This window comes from Streptomyces sp. NPDC002640 (assembly GCF_053592575.1).
In genome coordinates this window covers 42,627-65,650 of the sequence record NZ_JBSFVZ010000017.1, presented here as the reverse complement: position 1 = coordinate 65,650, position 23,024 = coordinate 42,627, and the positions used below count along the sequence as shown (strand labels likewise).

Annotated in this window: 22 protein-coding genes; 14 read left to right on the top strand and 8 right to left on the bottom strand. The window is 74.8% G+C overall.

The genetic code is table 11. The annotated features are described in order from the left end of the window. Window positions 1-6: 6 nt before the first annotated feature. Window positions 7-1,020: a DUF4349 domain-containing protein gene (locus tag ACWD3O_RS22030; protein ID WP_451417050.1), complete on the bottom strand. Its 1,014-nt coding sequence runs from the start codon at window positions 1,018-1,020 to the stop codon at window positions 7-9. Between the two features lie 224 nt (window positions 1,021-1,244). On the opposite strand from ACWD3O_RS22030, the gene hemG reads away from it, so the two are divergent. The 3 genes from hemG (at window position 1,245) to ACWD3O_RS22015 (ending at window position 4,392) form a co-directional block, all read left to right on the top strand. Beyond that, the gene (gene hemG, locus ACWD3O_RS22025) at window positions 1,245-2,678 is read left to right on the top strand and encodes a protoporphyrinogen oxidase (protein ID WP_451417049.1); all 1,434 of its coding nucleotides are present in this window, start codon (window positions 1,245-1,247) and stop codon (window positions 2,676-2,678) included. A gap of 10 nt (window positions 2,679-2,688) precedes the next feature. Then, the gene (gene hemQ, locus ACWD3O_RS22020) at window positions 2,689-3,408 is read left to right on the top strand and encodes a hydrogen peroxide-dependent heme synthase (protein WP_451417048.1); all 720 of its coding nucleotides are present in this window, start codon (window positions 2,689-2,691) and stop codon (window positions 3,406-3,408) included. Between the two features lie 201 nt (window positions 3,409-3,609). Continuing rightward, entirely contained in the window at window positions 3,610-4,392 is a 783-nt protein-coding gene (locus ACWD3O_RS22015; protein WP_451417047.1) for a maleylpyruvate isomerase N-terminal domain-containing protein, read from the top strand. Window positions 4,393-4,501: 109 nt separating this feature from the next. Here the strand turns inward: ACWD3O_RS22015 and ACWD3O_RS22010 are convergent, their stop codons facing one another. Then, entirely contained in the window at window positions 4,502-6,166 is a 1,665-nt protein-coding gene (locus tag ACWD3O_RS22010) for an alpha/beta hydrolase (protein ID WP_451417046.1), read from the bottom strand. 150 nt (window positions 6,167-6,316) lie between these two features. Between ACWD3O_RS22010 and ACWD3O_RS22005 the strand changes: the two genes are divergently transcribed. Continuing rightward, window positions 6,317-6,901 carry a YdeI/OmpD-associated family protein gene (locus ACWD3O_RS22005; RefSeq protein ID WP_451417045.1) on the top strand — a complete coding sequence of 195 codons (585 nt, stop codon included), beginning with the start codon at window positions 6,317-6,319 and terminating at the stop codon, window positions 6,899-6,901. A gap of 49 nt (window positions 6,902-6,950) precedes the next feature. On the opposite strand, the gene ACWD3O_RS22000 is transcribed toward ACWD3O_RS22005, so the two are convergent. The 3 genes from ACWD3O_RS22000 to ACWD3O_RS21990 form a co-directional block, all read right to left on the bottom strand. Next, complete coding sequence (locus tag ACWD3O_RS22000; protein WP_451417044.1) at window positions 6,951-7,730, bottom strand: TIGR04222 domain-containing membrane protein; 780 nt, start codon at window positions 7,728-7,730, stop codon at window positions 6,951-6,953. Window positions 7,731-7,807: 77 nt separating this feature from the next. Beyond that, on the bottom strand, window positions 7,808-9,211 hold the full coding sequence (locus tag ACWD3O_RS21995) for a DUF692 domain-containing protein (protein WP_451417043.1): 1,404 nt from the start codon (window positions 9,209-9,211) through the stop codon (window positions 7,808-7,810). Between the two features lie 182 nt (window positions 9,212-9,393). After that, entirely contained in the window at window positions 9,394-10,134 is a 741-nt protein-coding gene (locus tag ACWD3O_RS21990) for an SDR family NAD(P)-dependent oxidoreductase (protein ID WP_451417042.1), read from the bottom strand. A 179-nt stretch (window positions 10,135-10,313) separates the two neighbouring features. Here ACWD3O_RS21990 and ACWD3O_RS21985 point away from each other — a divergent pair, with 179 nt between their 5' ends. Next, a complete protein-coding gene (locus tag ACWD3O_RS21985; RefSeq protein ID WP_451417041.1) occupies window positions 10,314-10,955 on the top strand; it encodes a hypothetical protein in 642 nt (213 codons plus the stop codon). Between the two features lie 35 nt (window positions 10,956-10,990). On the opposite strand, the gene ACWD3O_RS21980 is transcribed toward ACWD3O_RS21985, so the two are convergent. Both ACWD3O_RS21980 and ACWD3O_RS21975 read right to left on the bottom strand, forming a co-directional pair. After that, window positions 10,991-11,686 carry an aminoacyl-tRNA hydrolase gene (locus ACWD3O_RS21980; protein WP_451417040.1) on the bottom strand — a complete coding sequence of 232 codons (696 nt, stop codon included), beginning with the start codon at window positions 11,684-11,686 and terminating at the stop codon, window positions 10,991-10,993. A gap of 74 nt (window positions 11,687-11,760) precedes the next feature. Beyond that, on the bottom strand, window positions 11,761-13,326 hold the full coding sequence (locus ACWD3O_RS21975) for an FAD-dependent oxidoreductase (RefSeq protein WP_451417039.1): 1,566 nt from the start codon (window positions 13,324-13,326) through the stop codon (window positions 11,761-11,763). Window positions 13,327-13,463: 137 nt separating this feature from the next. On the opposite strand from ACWD3O_RS21975, the gene ACWD3O_RS21970 reads away from it, so the two are divergent. Beyond that, window positions 13,464-14,387 (top strand): helix-turn-helix domain-containing protein, encoded by a 924-nt coding sequence (locus ACWD3O_RS21970; protein WP_451417038.1) that lies wholly within the window; start codon window positions 13,464-13,466, stop codon window positions 14,385-14,387. 107 nt (window positions 14,388-14,494) lie between these two features. After that, entirely contained in the window at window positions 14,495-15,064 is a 570-nt protein-coding gene (locus ACWD3O_RS21965) for a dihydrofolate reductase family protein (protein WP_451409463.1), read from the top strand. Window positions 15,065-15,120: 56 nt separating this feature from the next. Here the strand turns inward: ACWD3O_RS21965 and zapE are convergent, their stop codons facing one another. After that, window positions 15,121-16,233: a cell division protein ZapE gene (gene zapE / locus ACWD3O_RS21960; RefSeq protein WP_451417037.1), complete on the bottom strand. Its 1,113-nt coding sequence runs from the start codon at window positions 16,231-16,233 to the stop codon at window positions 15,121-15,123. 37 nt (window positions 16,234-16,270) lie between these two features. On the opposite strand from zapE, the gene ACWD3O_RS21955 reads away from it, so the two are divergent. The 7 genes from ACWD3O_RS21955 to ACWD3O_RS21925 all read left to right on the top strand — a co-directional run bounded on the left by ACWD3O_RS21955 (window position 16,271) and on the right by ACWD3O_RS21925 (window position 23,016). After that, window positions 16,271-17,074 carry a pyrimidine reductase family protein gene (locus tag ACWD3O_RS21955; RefSeq protein WP_451417036.1) on the top strand — a complete coding sequence of 268 codons (804 nt, stop codon included), beginning with the start codon at window positions 16,271-16,273 and terminating at the stop codon, window positions 17,072-17,074. A gap of 236 nt (window positions 17,075-17,310) precedes the next feature. Continuing rightward, entirely contained in the window at window positions 17,311-17,802 is a 492-nt protein-coding gene (locus ACWD3O_RS21950; RefSeq protein WP_451409466.1) for an indole-3-glycerol phosphate synthase, read from the top strand. A 117-nt stretch (window positions 17,803-17,919) separates the two neighbouring features. Further along, window positions 17,920-19,320: a UDP-N-acetylmuramate--L-alanine ligase gene (gene murC, locus ACWD3O_RS21945; RefSeq protein ID WP_451417035.1), complete on the top strand. Its 1,401-nt coding sequence runs from the start codon at window positions 17,920-17,922 to the stop codon at window positions 19,318-19,320. A gap of 29 nt (window positions 19,321-19,349) precedes the next feature. Beyond that, window positions 19,350-19,757: a peptide-methionine (R)-S-oxide reductase MsrB gene (gene msrB / locus ACWD3O_RS21940; RefSeq protein ID WP_451417118.1), complete on the top strand. Its 408-nt coding sequence runs from the start codon at window positions 19,350-19,352 to the stop codon at window positions 19,755-19,757. A 119-nt stretch (window positions 19,758-19,876) separates the two neighbouring features. Beyond that, window positions 19,877-20,203, top strand: coding sequence for a hypothetical protein (locus ACWD3O_RS21935; RefSeq protein WP_451409468.1), 327 nt, complete (start codon window positions 19,877-19,879; stop codon window positions 20,201-20,203). A gap of 29 nt (window positions 20,204-20,232) precedes the next feature. Beyond that, window positions 20,233-20,685, top strand: coding sequence for a hypothetical protein (locus tag ACWD3O_RS21930; RefSeq protein WP_451409469.1), 453 nt, complete (start codon window positions 20,233-20,235; stop codon window positions 20,683-20,685). A 108-nt stretch (window positions 20,686-20,793) separates the two neighbouring features. Then, entirely contained in the window at window positions 20,794-23,016 is a 2,223-nt protein-coding gene (locus ACWD3O_RS21925; protein WP_451417034.1) for an MMPL family transporter, read from the top strand. Window positions 23,017-23,024 lie beyond the last annotated feature (8 nt).

The following is a 23,024-nucleotide window of genomic DNA, read 5'->3' as shown; positions in this document are numbered from 1 at the left end:
GCGCGGTCAGGGGCGGTCGGACCGCTCGGTGGGGTCGTTGGTGGGGGAGGCGTCCGTGCGGGTGGTGGCGCCGGTCGGGTCCGTCGCGGCGGCCGGAGCGGCGTCCGTGCCTGCCGTCGGGGCGGTCGGGGCCGTGCCGCGGCGGCGGCGCAGGCGCAGCCAGAGCCACAGGGCGGCGCCCAGCACCACGGCGAACGGCAGTGCGGCGCCGACGGCCATGACGATCCAGTGCAGGGTGGAGACGAAGGCCTTCCAGCCGGCCGCGAGGGCGTCCATGACCCCCGGGTCGGGCTCCTCCCGTCCGCCCTCCTCGAAGTAGTCGTCGTCGGTAAGGGTCATCGTGACGGTGGCCAGCGAGGTGCGGTCCCGCAGCGACTTCTGACGCGCCAGCAGCGAGTCCAGCTCCGCCTCACGCGAGGACAGTTCGCTCTCGAGGGCGACGACGTCGGTGAGGCTCTCCGCCTCGTCCATCAGCTCCCGCAGCCGCTGCACACCGGCCCGCTGCGACGTCACCCGGCTGTCCACGTCGACGACCTGGTCGGTGACGTCCTCCGCCTCGGCGGACTGGTGGTAGACGTCGCCGGTGCCCTTGAGGTCCTCCATCGCCTCGTCGTACTTCTCCGACGGCACCCGCAGGACGAGTTCGGTCTCGTCCATGCCGTCGTGGTCGAAGGAGTGCGACTCCTCCTTGCCGACGTAGCCGCCGAGCGCCTCGGCGACCCCGCGCGCCTCGGCCACCGCGTCGCCGACGTCCTCCACCCGGACCGAGAGGCGCGCCGTGCGGATGATGTGGGTGCTCTCCAGGGCCGGAGCGTCGGCCCCCTTGCGGGCGCCGCCGTCCTGGCTCTTCGCCGCCTCGCCCCCCGCGCCGGGTGCGGCCCCCTCGTTCCGGGAGGTCGCGTCCTGCTGGGAGGCGGCGTCGGAACCGGAGGCCGACTTGAGGTCCCCGCCGTCCGCGCCGCAGCCGGCGAGGGCGAGCGAGGCGGCGACGAGGACCGCCGTCAGAGTTCTGCGGGCCATGTGGGCCATGTGGGTTCCCCCCGAGGTGTGAGCGTGCTGTCCGTATCCGTCTGTGCCTCTTCGACGCAGAACCCCACGGCCGCGTTCGGCGGCCCAGGTCGCGATGCGGTCACGCTCCGGTCACCGAACGGCGGCCCGGCGGCGGGCCGGGAGCGGGCGGCGGGCCGCGAGGGGACGGCGGGGGCGGGCGGCGGGGGAAAAGGGCGGTTTGAGAGAGTGGAGGCATGCCAACCGGTACCCACCACGGCTCCGGCCGTCCCCCGCACGTCCTCGTGGTCGGAGCCGGTGTCGCCGGCCTGGCCGCCGCCCACCGGCTGCTGCGGCGCGGCGCCACCGTGACCGTGGCCGAGGCCTCCGGCCGCGTCGGCGGCAAGCTGCTGCCGGGCGAGATCGCCGGCGTGCGGGTCGACCTCGGCGCCGAGTCGCTGCTCGCCCGCCGCCCCGAGGCCGTGGGACTCGCCCGTGAGGCCGGCCTCGCCGACGACCTCCAGCCGCCCGCCACCGCCACCGCCGCGCTGTGGAGCCGCGGCGCGCTCCGGCCCATGCCCAAGGGCCACGTGATGGGCGTGCCCGGCACCGCCGACGCGCTCGCGGGCGTCCTCTCCGACGAGGGCCTGCGCCGCGTCGCACGCGACGCCGAGCTGCCCCGGACCGAGGTCGGCGAGGACGTCGCCGTAGGGGAGTACGTGGCCGAGCGGCTGGGCCGTGAGGTGGTGGACCGCCTGGTCGAGCCCCTGCTCGGCGGCGTCTACGCGGGCGACGCCTACCGGATCTCGATGCGCGCCGCCGTCCCCCAGCTGTTCGACGTGGCCCGCACCTACACCTCGCTCACCGAAGGTGTGCGCGCCCTCCAGGAGAAAACGGCGGCGAACCCGAACACCGGCCCCGTCTTCGCCGGCATCGCCGGTGGCGTCGGCCGGCTCCCGCTCGCGGTCGCCGACTCGGTCCGCTCCCGCGGCGGGGAGATCCTGCTGCACGCCCCCGTCACCGCGCTGCGCCGGGACGCCGACGGCTGGCACGCCCTCGCCGGGGACCGCCCGGTGCGGGCCGACGCCGTGGTGGTCGCCGCCCCCGCCGCGGCCGCCGCCGCGGTGCTGCGCGAGGTCGCGCCCGGCGCCGCCGCCGGGCTGGACGGCGTGGAGTACGCCTCGATGGCCCTGATCAGCCTCGCCTTCCGGCGGGCGGAGGCGGACGCGCAGCTCCCCGAGGGCAGCGGCTTCCTGGTCCCGCCGGTCGACGGGCGGACCATCAAGGCGTCCACCTTCGCCTCCCGCAAGTGGGGCTGGATCGCCGACGAGGACCCCGGCGTGCTGGTCGTGCGGACCTCCGTCGGCAGGTACGGGGAGACCGCGGTCCTGGGCCGTTCGGACCAGGAACTGGTCGAGGTCTCACGGCATGATCTCCGTGCGGCCACCGGGCTGACCGCCGAGCCGATCGCGACGACGGTCACCCGCTGGGACGACGGCCTGCCGCAGTACCCGGTGGGCCACCACACCCGGGTCGCCCGCATCCGGGAACACGTCGCCGCCGTCCCGGGCCTTGCCGTGTGCGGCGCCGCCTACGACGGTGTCGGAGTGCCCGCCACCATCGCCAGCGCCTACGCCGCCGTCGACGCCCTCCGTGCCGACCCGGTGCTCGGCCTCGGAACCGGAGAGTGAGAATAGGTTCATGAGTGACGAAGCTCCCGCCAAGATCCCCAACATCGGCAAGAAGGCGAAGGACCTCAACGAGGTCATCCGCTACACCCTGTGGTCCGTGTTCAAGCTGAAGGACGTGCTCCCCGAGGACCGGGCCGGCTACGCCGACGAGGTCCAGGAGCTGTTCGACCAGCTCGCCGCCAAGGACGTCACGATCCGCGGCACCTACGACCTGTCGGGTCTGCGCGCCGACGCCGACGTGATGATCTGGTGGCACGCCGAGACCGCCGACCAGCTGCAGGAGGCGTACAACCTCTTCCGCCGCACCAAGCTGGGCCGCGCGCTCGAGCCGGTCTGGTCGAACATGGCGCTGCACCGCCCCGCCGAGTTCAACCGCTCCCACATCCCCGCCTTCCTCGCCGACGAGGAGGCCCGCGACTACGTCTGCGTCTACCCGTTCGTCCGCTCCTACGAGTGGTACGTCCTGCCGGACGAGGAGCGCCGGGCGATGCTGTCCGAGCACGGGCAGATGGCCCGCGGGTTCGCGGACGTCCGCGCCAACACGGTCGCCTCCTTCGCGCTGGGCGACTACGAGTGGCTGCTCGCCTTCGAGGCGAACGAGCTGCACCGCATCGTCGACCTGATGCGTCACCTGCGCGCCTCCAAGGCCCGCCTGCACGTCCGCGAGGAGATCCCCTTCTACACCGGCCGCCGCAAGAGCGTCGCGGAGCTGGTGCAGGGCCTCGCCTGACGACGACCCGTGCCGGAAGGCGCGTCGGCGCCGGCGGTCGGTGGACCGCCGGCGCCGCTGTTGTCTCCCCGTGCGGGGCCGGTCTCCGTTCGCACCCAGTCGAGATGACGCGTCGGGAGTCGGGTTCCGGCGCTCCGGCCGAGCTGCTTCAGCACAACAAATGACTGTCATGTCTCCGTCGAACGGTGATAGACAAGCCGGATGCCCAAGACCTTGGACTTCCCTGACCTGCTGCGCCTGATCGACGGGCAGTCGGCCGCCTTCCGGGACGCGATCGCCTCCGCGGCCGGCCTCGACGCGCAGGTGCCGACCTGCCCCGAGTGGACACTGCTCGACCTGGTGCACCACCTGGGCGGGGGGCGTCGCGCCTGGGCCGCCACGGTCGCGGCCGGGCCGGACGCCTCGGGCAGGTCGGCGGGAGAGGGTCTGACCGCACCGCAGGAGCGCGAGGCCCTGCTCTCCTGGCTGGCCGAATCGACGCGGCAGATGCTGGACGCGTTGCGGGAGGCCGGCCCGGAGCGCGGTTGCTGGACGTGGTGGGGCTCGTCGCAGTCGCCGCGGATCTGCGGAGCCGTCGCCCGGCACCAGCTCCAGGAGATCGCGGTGCACACCTATGACGCCCAGCTCACCGTGGGCGCCCCGCAGCCGCTGCCGGAGGAGGTCGCGCTCGACGGTGTCGAGGACTTCCTGTTCACCTGCTGCACCACGACGGTCGCCTGGCCGCACAAGCCCGCCGTCGTCGACTATCACGTCACCGGGGGCGGCTCCTGGCGCCAATCGCTCTCCACGGACGGCTCGCGGGTCTTCCGTCTGCCCGCGTCCGGCCCCGCCGCCGGCGAGGAAGCGGAGACGGTCGACGCCTCCGTCCGAGGTACGGCGAGCGACCTGGTCCTGGCCTTCTACGGTCGCATCCCGCTGGACTCCCTGAAGCTCGAAGGCGACCGGCACCTCTTCGACCTGCTGGAAGCGTGGGACATGCAGTAGGACCGCGCACCTGCAGTGCGTGGGGGTGATCGGCGTTCTGGGGCGGTGCTCACACCTTCAGGTGGCCGGGTTCCGGGCGGGGCAACCGCCCCCGCAGGCAGAACGCTTTTTAAGGCGCGGGTGCCGGAGGGGGTTCGGGGTGCGGGCGGTCCTGGGCGCGGGGGCGGGGTTCGGGCCGGGCGGCGCAGTCGGATGTGCCGCCGGTGGGGACGCGGCCGTGGAGGAGGTAGGCGCGGAGGTGGCCGTCGACGCAGGTGTTGGGGCCGCCGGAGAGGGTGTGCGAGCCCGCGCCGCGCTCGGTCACCAGGGCCGCGCCGGCCAGGCGCCGCCGCAGCTCCAGGGCACCCCGGTAGGGCGCCACCGCGTCCCGCTCGGCCGCCAGGACCAGCACCGGCGGCAGTTCGCCGGGCCCGGTGCGCACGTCCCGGGGGCGCTGCCGGGGGCCCTTCCAGGAGGCGCAGGGGAGGTCGGTCCGGACGTGTTCCCAGGCCGTGAACGGCGCGCCGCGGGCCAGACGCGTGGCGTCGGCCTCCCACACCTCCCACGCGGCGGGCCAGGGGGCGTCGTTGCACCGCACCGCCGTGTACACGGCCCTCGTGTTCTCCGCCTGCGCCGCCAGCTCGGCCCGCGCCCCGGCGTCCGGCATCGGCCCCGCCTGGGCCAGCAGCTGCCGGTCGTCGCCGCGGACGTACCCGGCGAGGGCCCGCGCGCGGTGCGGCCAGACCTCGTCGTGGTGGAGCGCGGTCAGCATCGCCGCGTGCAACTGCCCCGGCCCCACCGTCCCGCCGGCCGGGCGCGCCGCCAGACGCGCTGCCGCCCGTTCGTAGGCGCGCGCCACCGCACCGGCGTCACGGCCCAGCCCGTGGACGTCGTCGTGTCGCGCCACCCAGGCCCGGAAGTCGGCCCAGCGGTTCTCTAGGGCGGCGGGCCGGGCGAGGTGGCCGCGGTACCAGACGCGCGCCGGGTCCGGGTCCACCGGCGAGTCCAGGACCATCCGCCGCACGCGCCGCGGGAACAGGTCGGCGTACAGCGCGCCCAGGTAGCCGCCGTACGCGACGCCCAGATAGGTCAGCCGTGGCTCGCCGAGCGCGGCGCGGACCACCTCCAGGTCGCGCGCGTTGTTCAGCGAGGTGTGGTGCCGCAGCGCCGCGCCGTTGCGGCGGGCGCACGCCGCGGCGTACCGCTCGGCCTCCGCCCGCCACTCCCGCCGCAGCGCCTGCGAGGGCCGCGTCGGCGCCGGGGACGGTCCCACGGGCCGCTCCGCCGGGTCCACGCAGCGCAACGGCGCGGAGCCGCCCACTCCGCGCGGGGCGTAGCCGACCAGGTCGTACGCCTCGGCCAGCGGCTTCCAGGCGGGCGTCAGGGCGACGGCCGGGAAGGACATGCCGGAGGCGCCCGGGCCGCCGGGGCCGAACAGCAGCGCGCCCTGCCGGGCGACCGTGCCGTCCGCGCCGCCGGTCGCCGCGGTGCGGCTGACCGTGAGCCGCAGGGACGGCCCGCCGGGGCGGGCGTAGTCCAGCGGCACGGTGACCGTGCCGCACCGGGCCTTGCCGGGCATGGCGTGCCGCCCCGTGCACCGCTCCCACTGGATCCCCTCCCGCCCGGCCCGCGCCGTCGCCATGGCGACCCCGCGCTCCTCGGCGCCCCGGCGTTCCTCGGCGGCGACCCCGCGCTTCGCGGCCGCGCCGGCGGGGGCGGGGGTGAGCGGGGGCGCGGCGGCGGTCCCGGGGGAGACCAGCACGGCGAGGGCGGCGACGAGCGCGAGACGGCGCATGCGGTGTCCCTTCGGGCAGGGGGTGTCTCGAGGGATGCTTCGCCCGCCGGCCCCCGGGAGCAACGCGCCGCGCCGCGTCCCGGCCCGCGCCCCGCCCGGTGGCGTGAGATCGGCAGCGCGCCGGGACCCGGCCCGCACTAGCCTGGCCGCATGGAGCAGTTCGACGGGGTGGACGTCGTCGCGTTCCCGGACGCGGCGGCCTTCGACGCCTGGCTGGCCGGGCACCACACCCGCCGCGAGGGGGTGTGGGTCAAGGTGGCGAAGAAGGCTTCGGGCATCGCGTCGGTCACGGACGGGGAACTGGTCGACGTCGGGCTCTGCTGGGGCTGGATCTCGGGGCAGCGCCGGGCCCTGGACGACCGGTACTACCTGCAGAAGTACGGGCCGCGGCGGCCGAGGAGCCTGTGGTCGCGGGTGAACGTCGAGAAGGTCGCGGTGCTCGCGGCGGAGGGCCGCATGCGGGAACCCGGCCTGGCCGAGGTCCGGCGCGCCCAGGAGGACGGCCGCTGGGACCGTGCCTACGCGTCGCAGGCGACGGCGACCGTGCCGGACGACCTCGCCGCCGCGCTTGCCGCGGACCCGGCGGCGCGTGCGGCGTTCGACGCGCTCGACCGGACCGCCCGCTACCTGGTCATGCTCCCGCTGCTGCAGGCGGCGACCCCGCAGGCCCGGCGGACGCGGCTCGAGCGCGCGGTACGCGACCTGGCGACGGGGAGCCGCCCGGGCACGGGGTGAGCCGCCCAGGCCATGACCGCGGGGGCCCACGGCAGGGCCGCCTCCTCGGTCAGCGCTGAGGTTCCTCGCCCGTGCGGGCCGCGAACGCCGCCCGGAGCGCCGGCTCCTCCACCGCGGGCACGCCGTGCAGCGCCACCGTCGTCAGCAGGCGCGGCTCCGCGTCCAGGTCGGACAGGCCCCGCCCCAGCGCGGCCACCAGCCGGTGTCCGGCGGAGGAGGCGCGCCGGGTGTAGGGGTGGACCTCCATGCGGGTGATCAGCAGGGAGCCCAGGGCCAGGGCCAGCGGCGCGGCGAACCACGCGGCGGTCAGCCCGGCGGACGGCCCGCCCTCCTCGCCCGGCAGGACGACCGCCGCCGCGCCCAGGCCGGCCACCGCCACCGCGGCGGCCCGCACCCGCCGGACGCCGTCCGCGACGGTCCACGCCCCCTCCGGGACCGCCAGGCCCGCCGTGACCAGCCGCTCCGTCATCGCGCGGACCTCCGCGGCCGCGGCCACCGCCGTACGCACCGGCGCTATCCGCCGCTGCCCGCCGGCCCCTATCGCGGCGAGCACGGACCCCTCGACCTCGTCCCGGCCCCGCGGGTCCACCACCGTCACCCAGCCGGTGTGGGCCAGCAGCAGCCGGCGCTGCCGGGCCATCGCCACCAGCGCCAGGTCGGCGACCCGCACCGGGCCGCCCGCCAGGAACGCCGCCTCGTACAGCGTCAGCGACCCGCGGTCGGCGCCGCGCCGTTCGACGGCCGCCGCGACCACCGCCGCGCGGCACAGGCGGACACACGCCACCCCCACGAGAATCCAGGCCGCCAGCAGCAGGAACACCCACACCATGCGGAGTTTCTACGGCACCGGACCGCCGCGGCGCCACGGGTCGTTCACGATCCGGACACATTCCCTCACCGCCGCGGTCAACCGCCCAGCAGCACACGGCGGGTGGCGCGGGCGACGCGTGCGGCGGGGGTCCGCGGCAGCGGCGCCGGGCCGGAGCGCTCCAGCCACCAGGCCCGCAGCCGGTTGCGGCGCCGGGCGCTCTGCGGGCGGCCGGACAGCAGCAGGTGCTCCGCGAAGTCCAGCGCGTCCTTGCGGTGGCCACCGGTCAGCGGCCGTCCGATCGCGTAGGCGACGAACAGCGGGCGGTACGACTCGCCCAGGATGCGCGGGAGTTCGGGCGCGACCTTGGCGACGATCCCTGCCCGCTTGGCGGCCAGCGCCCGCGCCTGCACGCGCACCCGGGCCCGGTCGAAGCCCTCCGGCACCGGACCGTCGGCGACCAGCGCGGACAGCAGCGAGGCCTGGGCCACGCCGACGCGCTGCCGGGCGCGGTCCGACGCCGGCGCCACGACGGGGCGTTCACCGGTCACGGCCGCCGCCGTCGCGGTCCCCGGACCCGTTCCCGGCCCCGTTCCCGAAGCGGCGGCTCCCGGAGCGGCCGTTCCCGAAGCGGCGGTCCCCGAAGCGGGAGTCCCCGACGCGGCCGTCCCCGACGCGCGGCCGCGGGCCACCGCCGCCCGGATCGACTCCACCTCCCGCTCCAGCTCGGCGGCGCGCGGGAAGTCGTCGTCGCGCTCCAGCAGCACGCCGGGCGGGGACACCCGCGACGACAGGTCGGCGAGGACGTCCAGCACCGGCTCCGGAACCGGGTGCGCGTGACTGTCGTGCCAGACGCCGTCCTTGAGCACGCCGCCCGCCACGTGGACGTAGGCGATCGCCTCCACCGGCAGCTCGTCCAGCGCCTTCGCGGCGTCCTCGCCCCGGTTGACCTGGTTGGTGTACAGGTTCGCGACGTCGATCAGCAGCCGCACCCCGGTGCGCTCCACCAGCTCGTAGAGGAACTGCCCCTCGGTGAGCTCCTCGCCCGGCCAGGCCAGCAGCGCCGCGATGTTCTCCACCGCGAGCGGCACCGGCAGCGCGTCCTGCGCGATCCGCACGTTCTCGCAGAGCACGTCCAGCGCGTCGCGGGTGCGCGGCACGGGCAGCAGGTGGCCCGCCTCCAGCGCGGGGGAGGCGGTGAGGGTGCCGCCCGCGCGGACGAAGGCGATGTGCTCCGTCACCAGCGGCGCGTCCAGCAGCCGGGCCCGCTCGGCCAGCGCCTCCAGCCGCCCGGCGTCGGGCCGTTCCGCCCCGCCGAGCCCCAGCGACACCCCGTGCGGCACCACCGTCACGCCGCGCCCGCGCAGCCGGACCAGCGCGTCGGGCAGGTGCGAGGCGCAGAGGTTCTCCGCGACCACCTCGACCCAGTCGATGCCGGGCATCGCCTCCACGGCGTCCGCGATCTCCGGCCGCCAGCCGATCCCCGTCCCCAGGTGCGCCATCGTCGCCCTCCCCCGCCCGTCACCGCGTACGTGCCCGTGTGAGCCCGTGTGAGGGAGTCTTGGCCCACGGGGAGGGCCGGCGAATCGTCTTCGCCCGTATTCAGAGCTGGATTTGAGCTAGGGCCTGTCCGGGGGGCCCGGCCGACGGCCGACGGTCACGCGACCGTCGGCCGGGACGCCGGTCAGGCGGTGAAGCCGCCGTCGACGGCGATGGAGGCTCCGGTGACGTACGAGGCGTCCGCACTCGCCAGGTGGGCGACGGTCGCCGCGATCTCGGCCGCCTCCGCGTAGCGGCCCACCGCCGTGAAGCCGGCGATCACCTCGGCGTTCGGCCCGTCGGCCGGGTTGGTCTCCGTGTCGGTGGGGCCGGGGATCACCAGGTTCACGGTGACGCCCCGCGGACCGAGCTCCCGCGCCAGGCCCTTCGTCATCCCGACCAGCGCCGACTTGCTCATCGAGTACAGCGCCAGCCCGGGGAAGACCGCGCGCTCGGCGACGTTGCTGCCGATGCTGATGACGCGGCCGCCCCGCTCCATGTGCCGCACCGCCGCCCGGGACGCGGTGAACGGCGCGCGGACGTTCACCGCCAGGGTGCGCTCGATCTCCTCCGCCCCCAGGTCGTCCAGGGGGCCGACGAGGAACACGCCCGCGTTGTTGACCAGGACGTCGAGCCTGCCGAACGTCGCGGCGGCCTCGTCCACCGCGGCGACCAGCGCCTCCGGGTCCGCGCTGTCGGCCCGGACGGCCAGGGCCCGGCGCCCCGCGGCCTTGATCCGCTCCACCACCTCGGCGGCGCGGTCCGCGCTGTTCTCATAGGTGAGGACGACGTCGGCGCCCTCCTCGGCCAGTCGCAACGCCACGGCGGCACCGATGCCCCGGCTGCCGCCCGTGACGAGAGCCACGTTTCCTTCGAGTCGGTTCATGGCGCAGAGCCTCGCCGCCGCCGGCACCGATAGCTGGCGGGAATCCGACCTCGCGTTCCCCGCGGTCGTCGCTGCGGCCCGCCAGACGGGGTGACCAGGGGGTATGTGAGACTCGTGCGAAGCCGTCGGTCGCGCCCCGCCCGGCGGACTCGTCGCAGTCGCAGGGAGCGGAGCGGAGCATGCGCAACAAGAGGGCCGGTGCCGGACGCACGGCCGTCGCGGTGGTGGCGGCGGGCCTCCTCGCCGGATGCGGTACCTCGGCCGCGGGTACCTCGGCCGCGGGGACCTCGGCCGAGGTACCCGCGGAGACCGCCTCCGCGGACGCGGGATCGAAGGCCGTCCTCGCGGACGTGCGGGCGGCCGTCAGGTCCGCCGGGCTGCCCGAGCGGGGGATGACCGAGGGCTTCCCCGAGCGGGAGGTGACCGAGGCCCTCTCCGAGCTGGAGCCGGACTCCGCCCTGGACGCCGAGGAGAGGCGGAAGGTCCTGGCCCTCACCCGTGAGCTGTCGCCCTGTCACGTCTCGTGGGGGACGACGGGCACGAAGGGCAGCGCCCCGGCCGAGCGGCGGGAGGAGTTCGAAGCCGTGCTCGCGGGCATCGAGGCGCGGGGCTGGGAGGAGCGCCGGCCCGTCAAGGACGTGGAAATCGGCGACGACGGCACGCTCCACTACGCCGTGCACCACAAGCTGGGTTGGACCACGTACGCCCGGCACACCGAGATCCGGGACTGGTCCGCGACCTCCGTCACGGCGACCCAGGACTCCTGCTTCGACCGGCTCACCGACGAGGAGGAGGACCTCGTCGAGCGCGTCTTCGACTGACCCCTGGCCACGTGACCCCCGCGGCCGCGGCGGGGTCAGCGCAGGGCGGGGTGGTCGGCGATCACCGTGCAGGAACCGGGGGCGATCTCGGTGAAGCCGGCGTCGCGGACCACGGGCAGGCGCGCGGTCAGCAGCTCGGCCCAGCGGTCCGGGGCGGCGGTGCGGACGGAGAGGGCGAAGCCGGTGTCCCGCCAGGCGGCGCGGTCGGCGTCGGTCAGCTCCCACCAGGCGAGCTGCGCGGCGTGACCGGTCTGGGCCATCGTCTTGCCGGCCGACATGTCCAGCTCGGGGTTGAGCCACAGGACGGGCGCGGTGAGGTCGGCGGGCGGGGGCGGCTCCGGGTCGTCCAGGTCGGTCCCGGAGACCTGCAGCTTGGCGAGCTCCTTGGGCCAGCCGTCCAGCGGGATCGGCGGGTAGACGCGGACCTCGACCGACTTGCCGGTCACGGTGATGCCGGGCAGCGTCTGCGCCTTGCGCCACTCACCGCCGCGGGCGCGGCGGACGACCTTGCGGATGCGGGCGTCCTGCCAGGCGTCCATCGCGGCGGCCCACTCGCCCTCGCCGGTCGACCGGGGGTCGTCCATGACGGTCAGCACGGCGCGGGCGGAGGTCTCCAGGGCGTCCGTGCGGGCGGGAGGGTCCGTCTTCTCCAGCCGGACGACCAGGGGGAGGACGTACTGGGGCTTGTCGTCCCGCGGGTCCGCGGCGGTGTGGAAGGGCGAGGTCGTCACGCGCCCAGTCTGCCAAAACGCCCCCACCGGGACCCGCCAGGGGTCGGCGGCCGGTGGGGGCGGTGGCCGTTCCGTCAGGTGTCCGCGTCGGTGTCCTCGCGGCGGCGCAGGGCCCGCCGGGGGAGGGGACGGGTCGCCGGACCCTGGAGGACGGAGCCGTCGGGGGAGAAGCGGGAGCCGTGGCAGGGGCACTCCCACGCCCGTTCCGCCGCGTTGAAGCAGACCAGGCAGCCCAGGTGCGTGCACCGCGCGGACACCGCGTGCAGCGCCCCCGCCTCGTCCCGGTGGACGGCTACCGACTCGCCGCCGACCCGCACCACCGCGCCGTCCCCCGGCTCGATGTCCTCCACCGCGGCCCCCGACCGCGCCGCGGCGAGCCGGTCGCCCACGAAGTGGCCGGCGACCTTCGCCTGCGTCTGCAGGAACCGCGGCGCCTCCCGCAGCACCGGCACCAGCCGCCGCGGGTCGTACAGCTCCGCCCAGGGGCTGCTGCCGCCGTCGATCAGCGTGGAAAGCAGCCGCCCGGCCATGATGCCGCCGCTCATGCCCCAGCCGCGGAACCCGGTCGCCACCCACAGCCCCGGCGAACCGGACGGCATCGGCCCCACCAGCGGCACCGTGTCGGTGGCGTCCGTGTCCTGGGTGGCCCAGCCGTACATCGGCTCGACGCCGGGGAAGGTGGCCGTCATCCAGTCCGTGAGCCGCCGGAAGCGCTCCTCCGGGTCGCCCGTGCCGGGCGTGATGTGCTCCCCGGTGATGATCAGCAGGCGCTTCCCGGGGGCGTCCAGCGGCGCGGTCCGCACCGACCGGGTGTTCTCCTCGGACGTGATGTACATGCCGTCCGGGTCGAGGGCGTCCGGCACCTGCCCGGCCACCGCGAACTCCCGGCGCGGCGAGAGCCGCGAGAACAGCAGCGACCGGTCGAAGACCGGGTAGTGGGTGGCGACCACGACGTCCCGGGCCCGCACCACGTTCCCGGTGTCGGTCTCCAGGGTGTGCGGCTCGCCCTCGGTCAGCCCGGTGACCCGCGTGTTCTCGTGGATCAGGGCGCCCTGCGCGGCCAGGTCCGCGGCGAGGGCCAGCAGGTAGTTCCGCGGGTGGAACTGCGCCTGCCCGTCCACCCGCACCGCTCCCGCCACCGGGAACGGCAGCCCGGTGTCCTGCGTGAAGACGGCCGGCAGCCCCGCCTCCCGGGCCGCCTCGGCCTCGGCGCGGACCTGGTCCGCCTGGTCGGGGTCGGTGACGTACGAGTACGCGCTGCGCGGCTCCCAGTCGCAGTCGATGCCGAGTTCCTCGACCAGGGCCGCGGCGTGCTCGATCGCCTCGGTCTGCGACCGGGCGTACAGGCGGGCGCCGTCCGGGCCGCGGGTCTTGCGCAGATGGGCGTAGACCATGCCGTGCAGGGCGGTCAGCTTGGCGGTGGTGTACCCGGTGACGCCGCCGGCCAGCCGGCCCGCGTCCAGCACGGCCACGGTCCGGCCGGCCCGCACCAGCTCGTGCGCCGTGCTGAGGCCGGCGATGCCCGCGCCGACGATCGCGACGTCGACGTCCATGTCGGAGGCCAGGGAAGGGTACGGCTCGTCGCCGGGGGCCGTCCGCATCCAGTACGACGGTCCGAGCGGAGGGTAACGAGTGCTCATGCCGCGCCGGGTACCCCGTCGCCCCGGGCTCACCGCGGCGATGATCCGGCAGGGCCGGAACGGAGGACACGCGGGCGGCGCGCGGGACAGCAAGAACGGTCGGGCGGCCGCCGTCCCTGGCGGCGCAGACTGTCCGTATGACCGGACGTGACCGCCTGCGCGAACTGCTCGACGCCGTCCTCGACGAGGACAACCGCACCCTCGGCGAGATGGCACGGGACGCCTTCGTCTCGCCCTTCCACTTCACCCGCACCCTCTCCCGGGCGGCGGGCGAGGCCCCCGTGGCGATGCGCCGGCGGGTGCTCATGGAACGCGCGGCCTGGCGGCTCGCCCAGGGGCGCAGCGTCACCGAGACGGCGTGGGAGGCGGGCTACGAGTCGGTCGAGGGCTTCGGCCGGGCCTTCCAGCGCGCCTTCGGCCGGCCGCCGAGCAGCGTCGAGGAGGGGACCGGGCACTGGCTGCCCGCGCCCAACGGCATCCACTTCCACCCGCCGACCTCGCTCTGGGTGAGCGCCACGGAGCACACCATGAACCCGCTGACCGAACAGCTCGTCGCCCACGACCTGGACGACACCCGGTACCTGCTGGAGCGGGCGAAGGGCCTGGCCGAGGAGGAGTTCCGCGCCCGGCGGCTGCCCGGACTGACCGTCCAGGAGTGGTTCGGCCCGGAGGAGTCGGTCCAGGCGCTGTTGGAGCACCACGTGCACTCCCTGGAGAGCTGGCTGGCGTCGATCGAGGGCGGGGACCTGCCCGACCGCGACCCGGAGGCGGGCGCGGCGGCGCTGCTGGAGCGGCACGACGCGGTGGCGCCGCGCTGGCTGGCGGCGGTCCGGGACATCGACCGGCGCGGCGGCTGGGACGACCGGCTGATCGACGCGCTGTGCGACCCGCCGGAGAGCTTCCTGCTCAGCGGCGTGGTCGCGCACGTCCTCACCTACGCGGCGCACCGGCGGCAACTGGTGCGGCACCTGATGCGGACGGCCGGGTGCCCGGTCGACGCCGGCGACCCGATCACCTGGCTGCGGATCCGACGCGGCGAGACGTCCGACGCCGACGCCTGACCACGGCTCCTGCCCACGGCGCCCGACCACGGCGCCCGACGGCACCCGGCCACGAGCCGCCCGACCTTCCCGCTACCCCTGACCTGCCTGAACGCCTGGAGGAACCCATGCTGATCTACTACACCGCCACCACCCTGGACGGCTTCCTCGCCGACCCGGACGACTCGCTGGAGTGGCTGCTGCGCCAGCCGGAGGGCGACGAGGGCTTCGGCGGAGGCCCGTTCGGGATGGACACGATGATGGCCCGCACGGGGGCGATGGTGATGGGGTCGACGACCTACGAGTGGATCCTCCGGCACGAGGTGGCGGCCGGGAAGCCGTGGCCGTACGAGATGCCCGCCTGGGTGATGACCGGCCGGGACCTCGCCCCGGTGGAGGGCGCGGACATCCGGTTCGCCTCCGGTGACGTGCGGAAGGTGTGGGACGAGGTGGTGGCGTCGGCCGGCGGGAAGGACGTCTGGATGGTGGGCGGCGGCGACCTCGCCGGGCAGTTCGCCGAGGCCGGACTGCTGGACGAGGTGGTCGTGTCGATCGCGCCGGTCACCCTCGGGGCGGGGCGGCCGCTGCTGCCGCGGCGGCTCGACCTGGAACTGGTGGAGAGCGCGACGATGGGGCCCGCCATGCTCTGCGCGCGCTACCGCGTCACCGGCCCCCTGCTGGAGGACCGGCGCCCCTGACCGGGGACGGTTCCGGGGCGGCGCGGGCACAGAAGCCCGCGCCGCCCGGCGGTGTCTCAGCCGCCCGCGCCGACCAGCGGCTTCGCGTCCCGTGCCAGCGCCGTGAGGCGGGAGATCGCCCGGAAGTACTTCTTCCGGTACCCGCCCGCCAGCATCTCCGCGCTGAACAGCTCGTCGAACGGCGCCCCGGAGGCCATCACCGGCACCTCGCGGTCGTAGAGCCGGTCGGCGAGGACGACCAGCCGCAGGGCCGTGGACTGGTCGGGCACCGCCGTCACCCCGGTGAGGCACACCGCGGCCAGGTCGTCCGTCAGCGCGCCGTAGCGGCTGGGGTGGACCCGCGAGAGGTGGTCGAGCAGGGCGGGGAAGTCGTCCAGCGAGGCCCCCGGGGTGGCGTGCGCGACCCGCCGCACCTGGTCGTCGGTGAACGGCGGCGGCGCCTCGGGCAGCCCGCGGTGGCGGTAGTCCTCGCCGTCGATGCGCAGCGTGCGGAAGTGCGCGGACAGGCCCTGGATCTCGCGGAGGAAGTCCGCCGCGGCGAACCGGCCCTCGCCCAGCTTGCCCGGCAGCGTGTTCGAGGTCGCGGCCAGCGCGACGCCCGCCTCCACCAGCTTGCCCAGCAGACTGGACACCAGCACCGTGTCGCCCGGGTCGTCGAGTTCGAACTCGTCGATGCAGAGCAGCCGGTGCCCGGACAGCGTGCGGACCGTCTGCTGGAAGCCCAGCGCGCCCACCAGGTTGGTGAGCTCCACGAACGTGCCGAACGCCTTCAGCGAGGGGTCCGCCGGGGTGGCGTGCCACAGCGAGGCCAGCAGGTGGGTCTTGCCGACGCCGTACCCGCCGTCGAGGTACACGCCCCGCGGCCCGGACGGGGCGGCCGGCCTGGTCTTGAGGCCGAACAGCCGGCGCATCGCGCCGCCGCCCGTGTCCCCGGCGGGGGAGGCGTCCAGCCCGGTGGCGAACTCCTCGAGGACCCGGACCGCCTCGCTCTGGCTGGGCTGGTTCGGGTCCGGGATGTACGTCCCGAAGCGGGCGTCGCCGAAGCGCGGCGGTGGCACCATCTCCGCCACCAGGCGGTCGGCGGGGACATGGGGCTCACGGGCGCACAGGGACTGCGGGGCCGTTTCGGCTATGGGTCCGCGACCGGTGGCGGAGGTGGAAGGCGACACGCTTCCCCATGCTAAACGGCATGTCACACTGCGTGTCATGCGACGCCTGTTCCCTGTGACCCATGAGACAGCCATCACAACGGCCGAACCGGGCCGCGAATGGACCCTCGACGAACTGGCCGACGCCTACGCGTACCCCTCCCGGCCGGGCGATCCGCGGGGCGGTCCCGGCAGCCGGGAGCCCTGGCTGCGGGCCAACATGGTCTCCACCCTCGACGGCGCCGCCCAGCACGACGGCCGCTCGCACCCCATCTCCAGCGCCACCGACATGCGGATCTTCGGCACGCTGCGGGCGCTGGCCGACGTGGTGGTGGTCGGCGCGGAAACGGTCCGGCAGGAGGGTTACCGGCCCGCCCGCGCCCGCAAGGAGTTCGCCGCACGGCGCGAGGCCGCGGGGCAGGGGCCCGCGCCCGCCGTCGCCGTCGTCTCGGCCGGCCTCGAGCTGGACTTCTCGCTGCCGCTGTTCACCTCGCCCCTGGTGCCCACCCTGATCCTGACCGGAGCCGCCGCCGACCCGCACCGGGTCGCCGCCGCGGAGAAGGCGGGCGCGCGGGTGGTCGTCGCGGGCGACGGCATGGGCGTGGACCCCGCGCGGGCGGTGCGCGCGCTGGCCGAGCTCGGCCACACCCGTCTGCTCACCGAGGGCGGGCCGCGCCTGCTGGGCCAGATGATCGCCGTGGGCGTGCTGGACGAGCTGTGCCTGACCGTCTCCCCGATGCTCACGGCCGGCGACGCCCAGCGGATCGCGGGCGGCCCCTCCGTCGCCGTCCCGCACCACTTCACGCTGGCCTCGCTGCTGGAGGAGGACGGTTTCCTCTTCACCCGCTACCGCCGCGCCTGACCCGGCCGCGCGTGGCCGGGTCAGGCGCGGTGGCCCCGCTACGCGCGGCCGGGATTGATCGGCCCCATCGGTGGAACATGGAGATCTCCCGCCGCACCCGACCGCACGAAAAGCGTAGGTCCGCACCGGGAGGACGGGGCAGGATGGTTTCAGCAGCGGTCCGCAAGCCCGCCGCCGGCCACGGACGACCGACCGCGGGCCCCTCAGGTCCGTGAACCGAGAGAAGGGGCGCCCACGTGTTCACGAGCGTATTGATGATCGAGAAGGCCCTGACCTCGGCCGACGTCGAGTTCGTCACCACCCTGCACGGTGACGAGCCGGTCACCTTCCACGTCCTCCTCCAGCCCCGCGGCGACCAGGCCGACCGGCTGCTGCGCGCCATCGACGACATCGCCATCGGCGCGCTGGACGAGGCGGCCCGGGAGGCCGCCCAGCCGGAGGGCAAGGACGCCGCCGAGCAGGGTCGCCAGGCCCTCGACATCTCGCTGGTGGCGCTGCGCGCCGCGGGCGGCGAGGCGGAGGGGCGGCTGGTCGAGGACCACCCGCTGGACGAGCTGAGAGCCGTCGTGGAGGAGGTCGGCGCGGACGAGGTCATCGTGCTGACCGACCCGCACTACGTGGAGGAGTTCTTCCACCGCGACTGGGCTTCCCGGGCCCGCCACAAGGTGGGCGTCCCCGTCCTCAAGCTCTTCTCGCACAGCCGCACCCAGGGCCAGCCCCCCGCCTGACCCGCACGGGCCGCGCGGGGAAGGGCACGCCGGGCGGGGTCCGGCCGTTCGGGGCGGGGCCCGGCGTCGGTCTAGGCTGGGCGCGGACACGACCGCACCACCGCAGGGGAGACACGCATGGCACCCGGCCTGCCCACCGCCATGGACCGACCGCACTTCATCGGCATCGGCGGCGCCGGTATGTCGGGCATCGCGAAGATCCTCGCCCAGCGGGGCGCCAAGGTCGCCGGCAGCGACGCCAAGGAGTCGCCGACCGCCGAGGCGCTGCGCGCCCTGGGCGTCACGGTCCACGTCGGCCACGACGCCGCCCACCTCGCCGACGACGCCACCTGCGTCGTCGTCTCCTCCGCGATCCGCGAGGACAACCCGGAGCTGGTCCGCGCCGCCGAGCTCGGCATCCCCGTCGTCCACCGTTCGGACGCGCTGGCCCGCGTGATGGACGGCCTGCGGCCCATCGCCGTCGCCGGGACCCACGGCAAGACCACCACCACCTCCATGCTGGCGGTCTCCCTGAGCTCCCTCGGCCTGGACCCGTCGTACGCCATCGGCGGCGACCTCGACGTCCCCGGCTCCAACGCCGCCCACGGCGCCGGCGAGATCTTCGTCGCCGAGGCCGACGAGTCGGACCGCAGCTTCCACAAGTACGCCCCCGAGGTCGCCATCGTCCTCAACGTGGAACTCGACCACCACGCGAACTACGCCTCCATGGAGGAGATCTACGACTCCTTCCGGATCTTCGCCGGAAAGATCGTCCCCGGCGGCACGCTGGTGATCTCCGCCGACCACGAGGGAGCCCGCGAGCTCACCCGCCGCCTGGAGAACACCGGCATCCGCACGGTCACCTACGGCGAGTCCCCGGACGCCGACGTCCGCGTGGGCGCCGTCGTCGCCAAGGGCCTGACCAGCGACGTCACCGTCCAGATCGACGACGCCCCGCTCACCTTCACGGTCTCCGTGCCCGGCCGCCACTACGCCCACAACGCGGTCGCCGCCCTCGCCGCGGGCGTGGCCCTGGGCATCCCGGCCGAGGAACTGGCGCCCGCGATCGCCGCCTACACGGGCGTCAAGCGCCGGCTCCAGCTCAAGGGGGAGGCGGCCGGCGTCCAGGTGATCGACTCCTACGCGCACCATCCCACCGAGATGACCGCCGACCTGGAGGCGATGCGCGCCGGCCTCGCCGAGGGCGGCCGGATACTGGTCCTGTTCCAGCCGCACCTGTTCTCCCGTACCCAGGAACTCGGCACCGAGATGGGCCAGGCGCTCGCCCTCGCCGACGCCTCCGTGGTCCTCGACATCTACCCGGCCCGCGAGGACCCGATCCCGGGCATCACCAGCGAGCTGATCATCGACGCCGCCCGCGAGACCGGCGCCGACGTCACCGCCGTCCACGACAAGGCCGCCGCGCCCGGTGTCCTCGCGGGAATGGCCAAGCCCGGTGATCTCGTTCTCACTATGGGAGCGGGCGACGTCACCGACCTCGGCCCGCTGATCCTGGACCGTCTCGCAGAGCAGAAGTGACAGCACAAGGAAGAGGGGTGGGCGCAACCATGGCCTACGAGGTCGAGAAGCCCGACGAGCAGTGGCGCGCGGAACTCAGCCCCGAGGAGTACGCCGTCCTCCGCCAGGCCGGAACCGAACGCCCCTTCACCGGCGAGTACACGGACACCAAGGCCAAGGGCGTGTACTCCTGCCGAGCCTGCGGGGCCGAGCTCTTCACGTCAGACACCAAGTTCGAGTCCCACTGCGGCTGGCCGTCCTTCTACGACCCGAAGGACTCCGACGCCGTCGAACTGATCCAGGACACCTCGCACGGCATGATCCGCACCGAGGTCCGCTGCGCGCGCTGCGGCTCCCACCTCGGCCACGTCTTCGAGGGTGAGGGCTACCCCACCCCGACGGACCAGCGGTACTGCATCAACTCCATCTCGCTGCGCATGGAGCCGACGGAGGGCTGACCCGCCCTCCTCCACTTGCCGCCCGGGCCCCGGTCGTACATCGGCCGGGGCCCGGTGCGTGCGTCATCTGCGTCGCCATCCGCTTGCCCAGCCGTAATACGCGTCATACGCTTGTGCGCATGGCCAGGACCAGGATCAGCATCAGTCTCGAGCAGGACCAGGCGGAACGCATCCGCCGGCACGCGGACCGTGCCGGGATGGACGTCTCGGCCTACCTGGTGCACGCCGCGACGCGACAGATGGCCGAGACCGAGGCCATAGAGGAACAGTTCGCGGGCGTGGACGCGGTGATCGCCGCGGCCGAGGCCGAGGCGGCGCGTGCGGGAGAGCTGCCCGAGGAGCCGCTCGCCGACCTGACGGAGGAGGAGCGGCACGAGGTCGAACGGGCTCTCGACCTGGTGTACGGGGCGGACCGGCCTGCCGCGCGGCCGGGAGAAGCGGCTTGAGCGCGCGCGTGCCCGTGTACGACACGGGGATGCTCATCGCACTCGCGGACCGCAAGGCCAAGGCTGTGCACCTGCACGAAGCGATGAGGGCGACTCCGCACCGTGCGGTCGTGCTGGGGCCCGTGCTGGCGCAGGTGTGGCGTCCGGCCCCGAGACTGGTGCACGCCCTCGCGGGTGTCCTCGGCGACTGCACCGTGCCGCAGGCTCGTGGCTCCGCCCCACCGATGCGCGACACCCGGGCCGGTCGGCCCGAGTGCATCGGGTGCCTGGCGGGTCCTGACCTTACCGACTGGCGCCGGGTCGGCACGGCTCTGGGACAGGCGGCCCTCCCGGGGAAGAAGAAACCCGACGCCGTGGACGCGTGGGTGGCGCTGGCCGCGGCCAAGCACGGCAGCGCGGTGATCTTCACCAGCGATCCGGAGGACATCACGGCGTACCTGACGGTGCTCGACCCGCCGGACGTGCACGTACACACCGTGTGAGCCGGGGGCACCCCGGCAGAACCGGGCCGCCGTCCACCGGTCGGTGGACGGGAGGTTCAACCGGTCGCCGCTGTCGGCGCCCCACCTCCGCCGACCAGCATGGACGGCATGACAACTCTCCCCGTACGTATGGCCCGTTGGAGCGCCGCTCACCCGTGGCGCGGCATCGTCGGCTGGTTCGTGTTCGTCGTCCTGTGCCTCGGCGTCGGCATGGCCGCCGGCTCCAACCCGGCCACCACCGAGGACTTCCGCATCGGTGCGGCAGGGCGCGGCGAGGAGATCGCCGCCGAGGGCGGACTGCAGCAGCGTCCCGTCGAGCACGTCCTGATCACCGCCGGGCCGGGCACCGGAAAGCTGGACCTCGCCGCCGCCGACGCGGCCGCCGCCGACGTCGCCGCCCGGATGCGCGCCCTGCCCGAGGTGCTCGCCGTCGCCGACCCCGTCCACAGCGCGGACGGCACCGCGGTCCGGGTCACCGTCACCCTCGACGGACCGGAGCTCGAGGGCAAGAAGCGCGTCGACGCCCTGATCGACCGGACCACCGCCGTGCAGGAGGCCCACCCCGGGGTGCGCGTCGAGGAGACCGGATCACCCTCGATCAGCAAGGGCGTCGACAAGCTCCGCGGCGACGACCTCTCCCGCACCGAGATGATCGCCCTGCCGGTCACCCTGCTCACCCTGCTGCTGGTCTTCCGCTCCCTCGCGATGGCCCTCGTCCCCCTGCTGCTCGCCCTCTCCTCGATCGCCGCCGCCATCGGCCTGTCCATGGTGGCCTCCCACGCCTTCCCCGACGCCGGAGTGGGCACCAACATCATCCTGCTGATCGGCCTCGCCGTCGGCGTCGACTACACGCTCTTCTACCTCAAGCGCGAACGCGAGGAACGGGCCCGCGGGGGCGGCAGGCTGAGTTCCCGGGCCGTCGTCGAGATCGCCGCCGCCACCTCCGGACGCGCCGTCGTCCTCTCCGGTCTCGCCGTCGCCGTCTCCAGCGCCACGCTCTACCTCGCCGACGACGTCATCTTCTCCTCCATCGCCACCGGCGCCGTCGTCGTCACCCTCGTCGCCGTCGTCAGCTCCCTCACCGTGCTCCCCGCCCTCCTCGCCGTCCTGGGCGCCCGTGCCGAACGGCGGGCCGAGCGCCGGGCCGCCCGGGGGCTCGCGCCGAGGAAGCGCAAGCCCCCGAAGACCGGCCCCGGCCGCCTGACCGCCGCCGTGCTGCGCCCCGTGGCCCGGCGTCCCGTCGCCACGCTCACCGTCACCGTCGTCGGCCTGCTGGCGCTCGCCGCTCCGGTCCTCGGCCTGAAGCTCACCGACATGGGCCGCGAGACCCACTCCCGGGCCATCGTCGCCATGCAGGTCTACGACCGGCTCAACGCCGCCTTCCCCGAGCTCAAGTCCATGCACCAGGTCGTCGTCCGCGCCGACGCCGACCGCGCCCCCGAGGTGACCGCAGCGCTGCGCGACCTCGCCTCCGGCCTCGAGGACGACCCCCGCCTCGCCGGCGCCGCACGGCTCACCACCTCGCCCGACCGGCGGATCAGCATGCTCCAGATCCAGGTCCCGCACCACGTCAGCAGCGACCAGGCCCGGACCTCGCTCGAGGACATCCGCACCACCCACGTCCCGGAGACCGTCGGCCGGGTGCCGGGCGCCGAGACCGCGGTGACCGGCGACGTCGCCCGCTACACCGACTATCCGGCCCACCAGGAACAGAAGCTGCCCCTGATCATCGGCGCGCTGCTCCTGGTCACCTTCGCCATGACCGTCCACGCCTTCCGCTCCGTCGTCCTCGGCCTGGTCGGCGTCGTCCTCAACCTGCTCTCCGCGGCCGCCTCCCTCGGCATCCTCGTCCTGGTCTTCCAGCACACGTGGGCCGAAGGACTGGTCGACTTCACCTCCACCGGATCGATCGGATCCCGCGTCCCGCTCTTCCTCTTCGTCATCCTGTTCGGCCTGTCGATGGACTACCAGGTGTTCGTGATCAGCCGGATCCGGGAGGCCGCCCTGCGCGGGGTCCCCACCCGCAAGGCCGTCCTCGACGGCATCGGCAGCTCGGCCGGTGTGGTCACCAGCGCCGCGGTGGTCATGGTCACCGTCTTCGCCAGCTTCGCCGCCCTGCACCTCATCGAGATGAAGCAGATCGGGTTCAGCCTCGTCGTCGCCGTCCTCCTGGACGCCTTCGTGATCCGGATGCTGGTCCTTCCCTCCTTGATGCTGCTGCTCGGCGAGGCCAACTGGTGGCCCTCCCGGGGAGTCGGCCGTGCCCGCCGCAGCCGCCCCGCCGACCCCGCCGAAGAGCAGGGCGCCCACCCCCTCACCTCGGTAGGCTGACCGGGCCC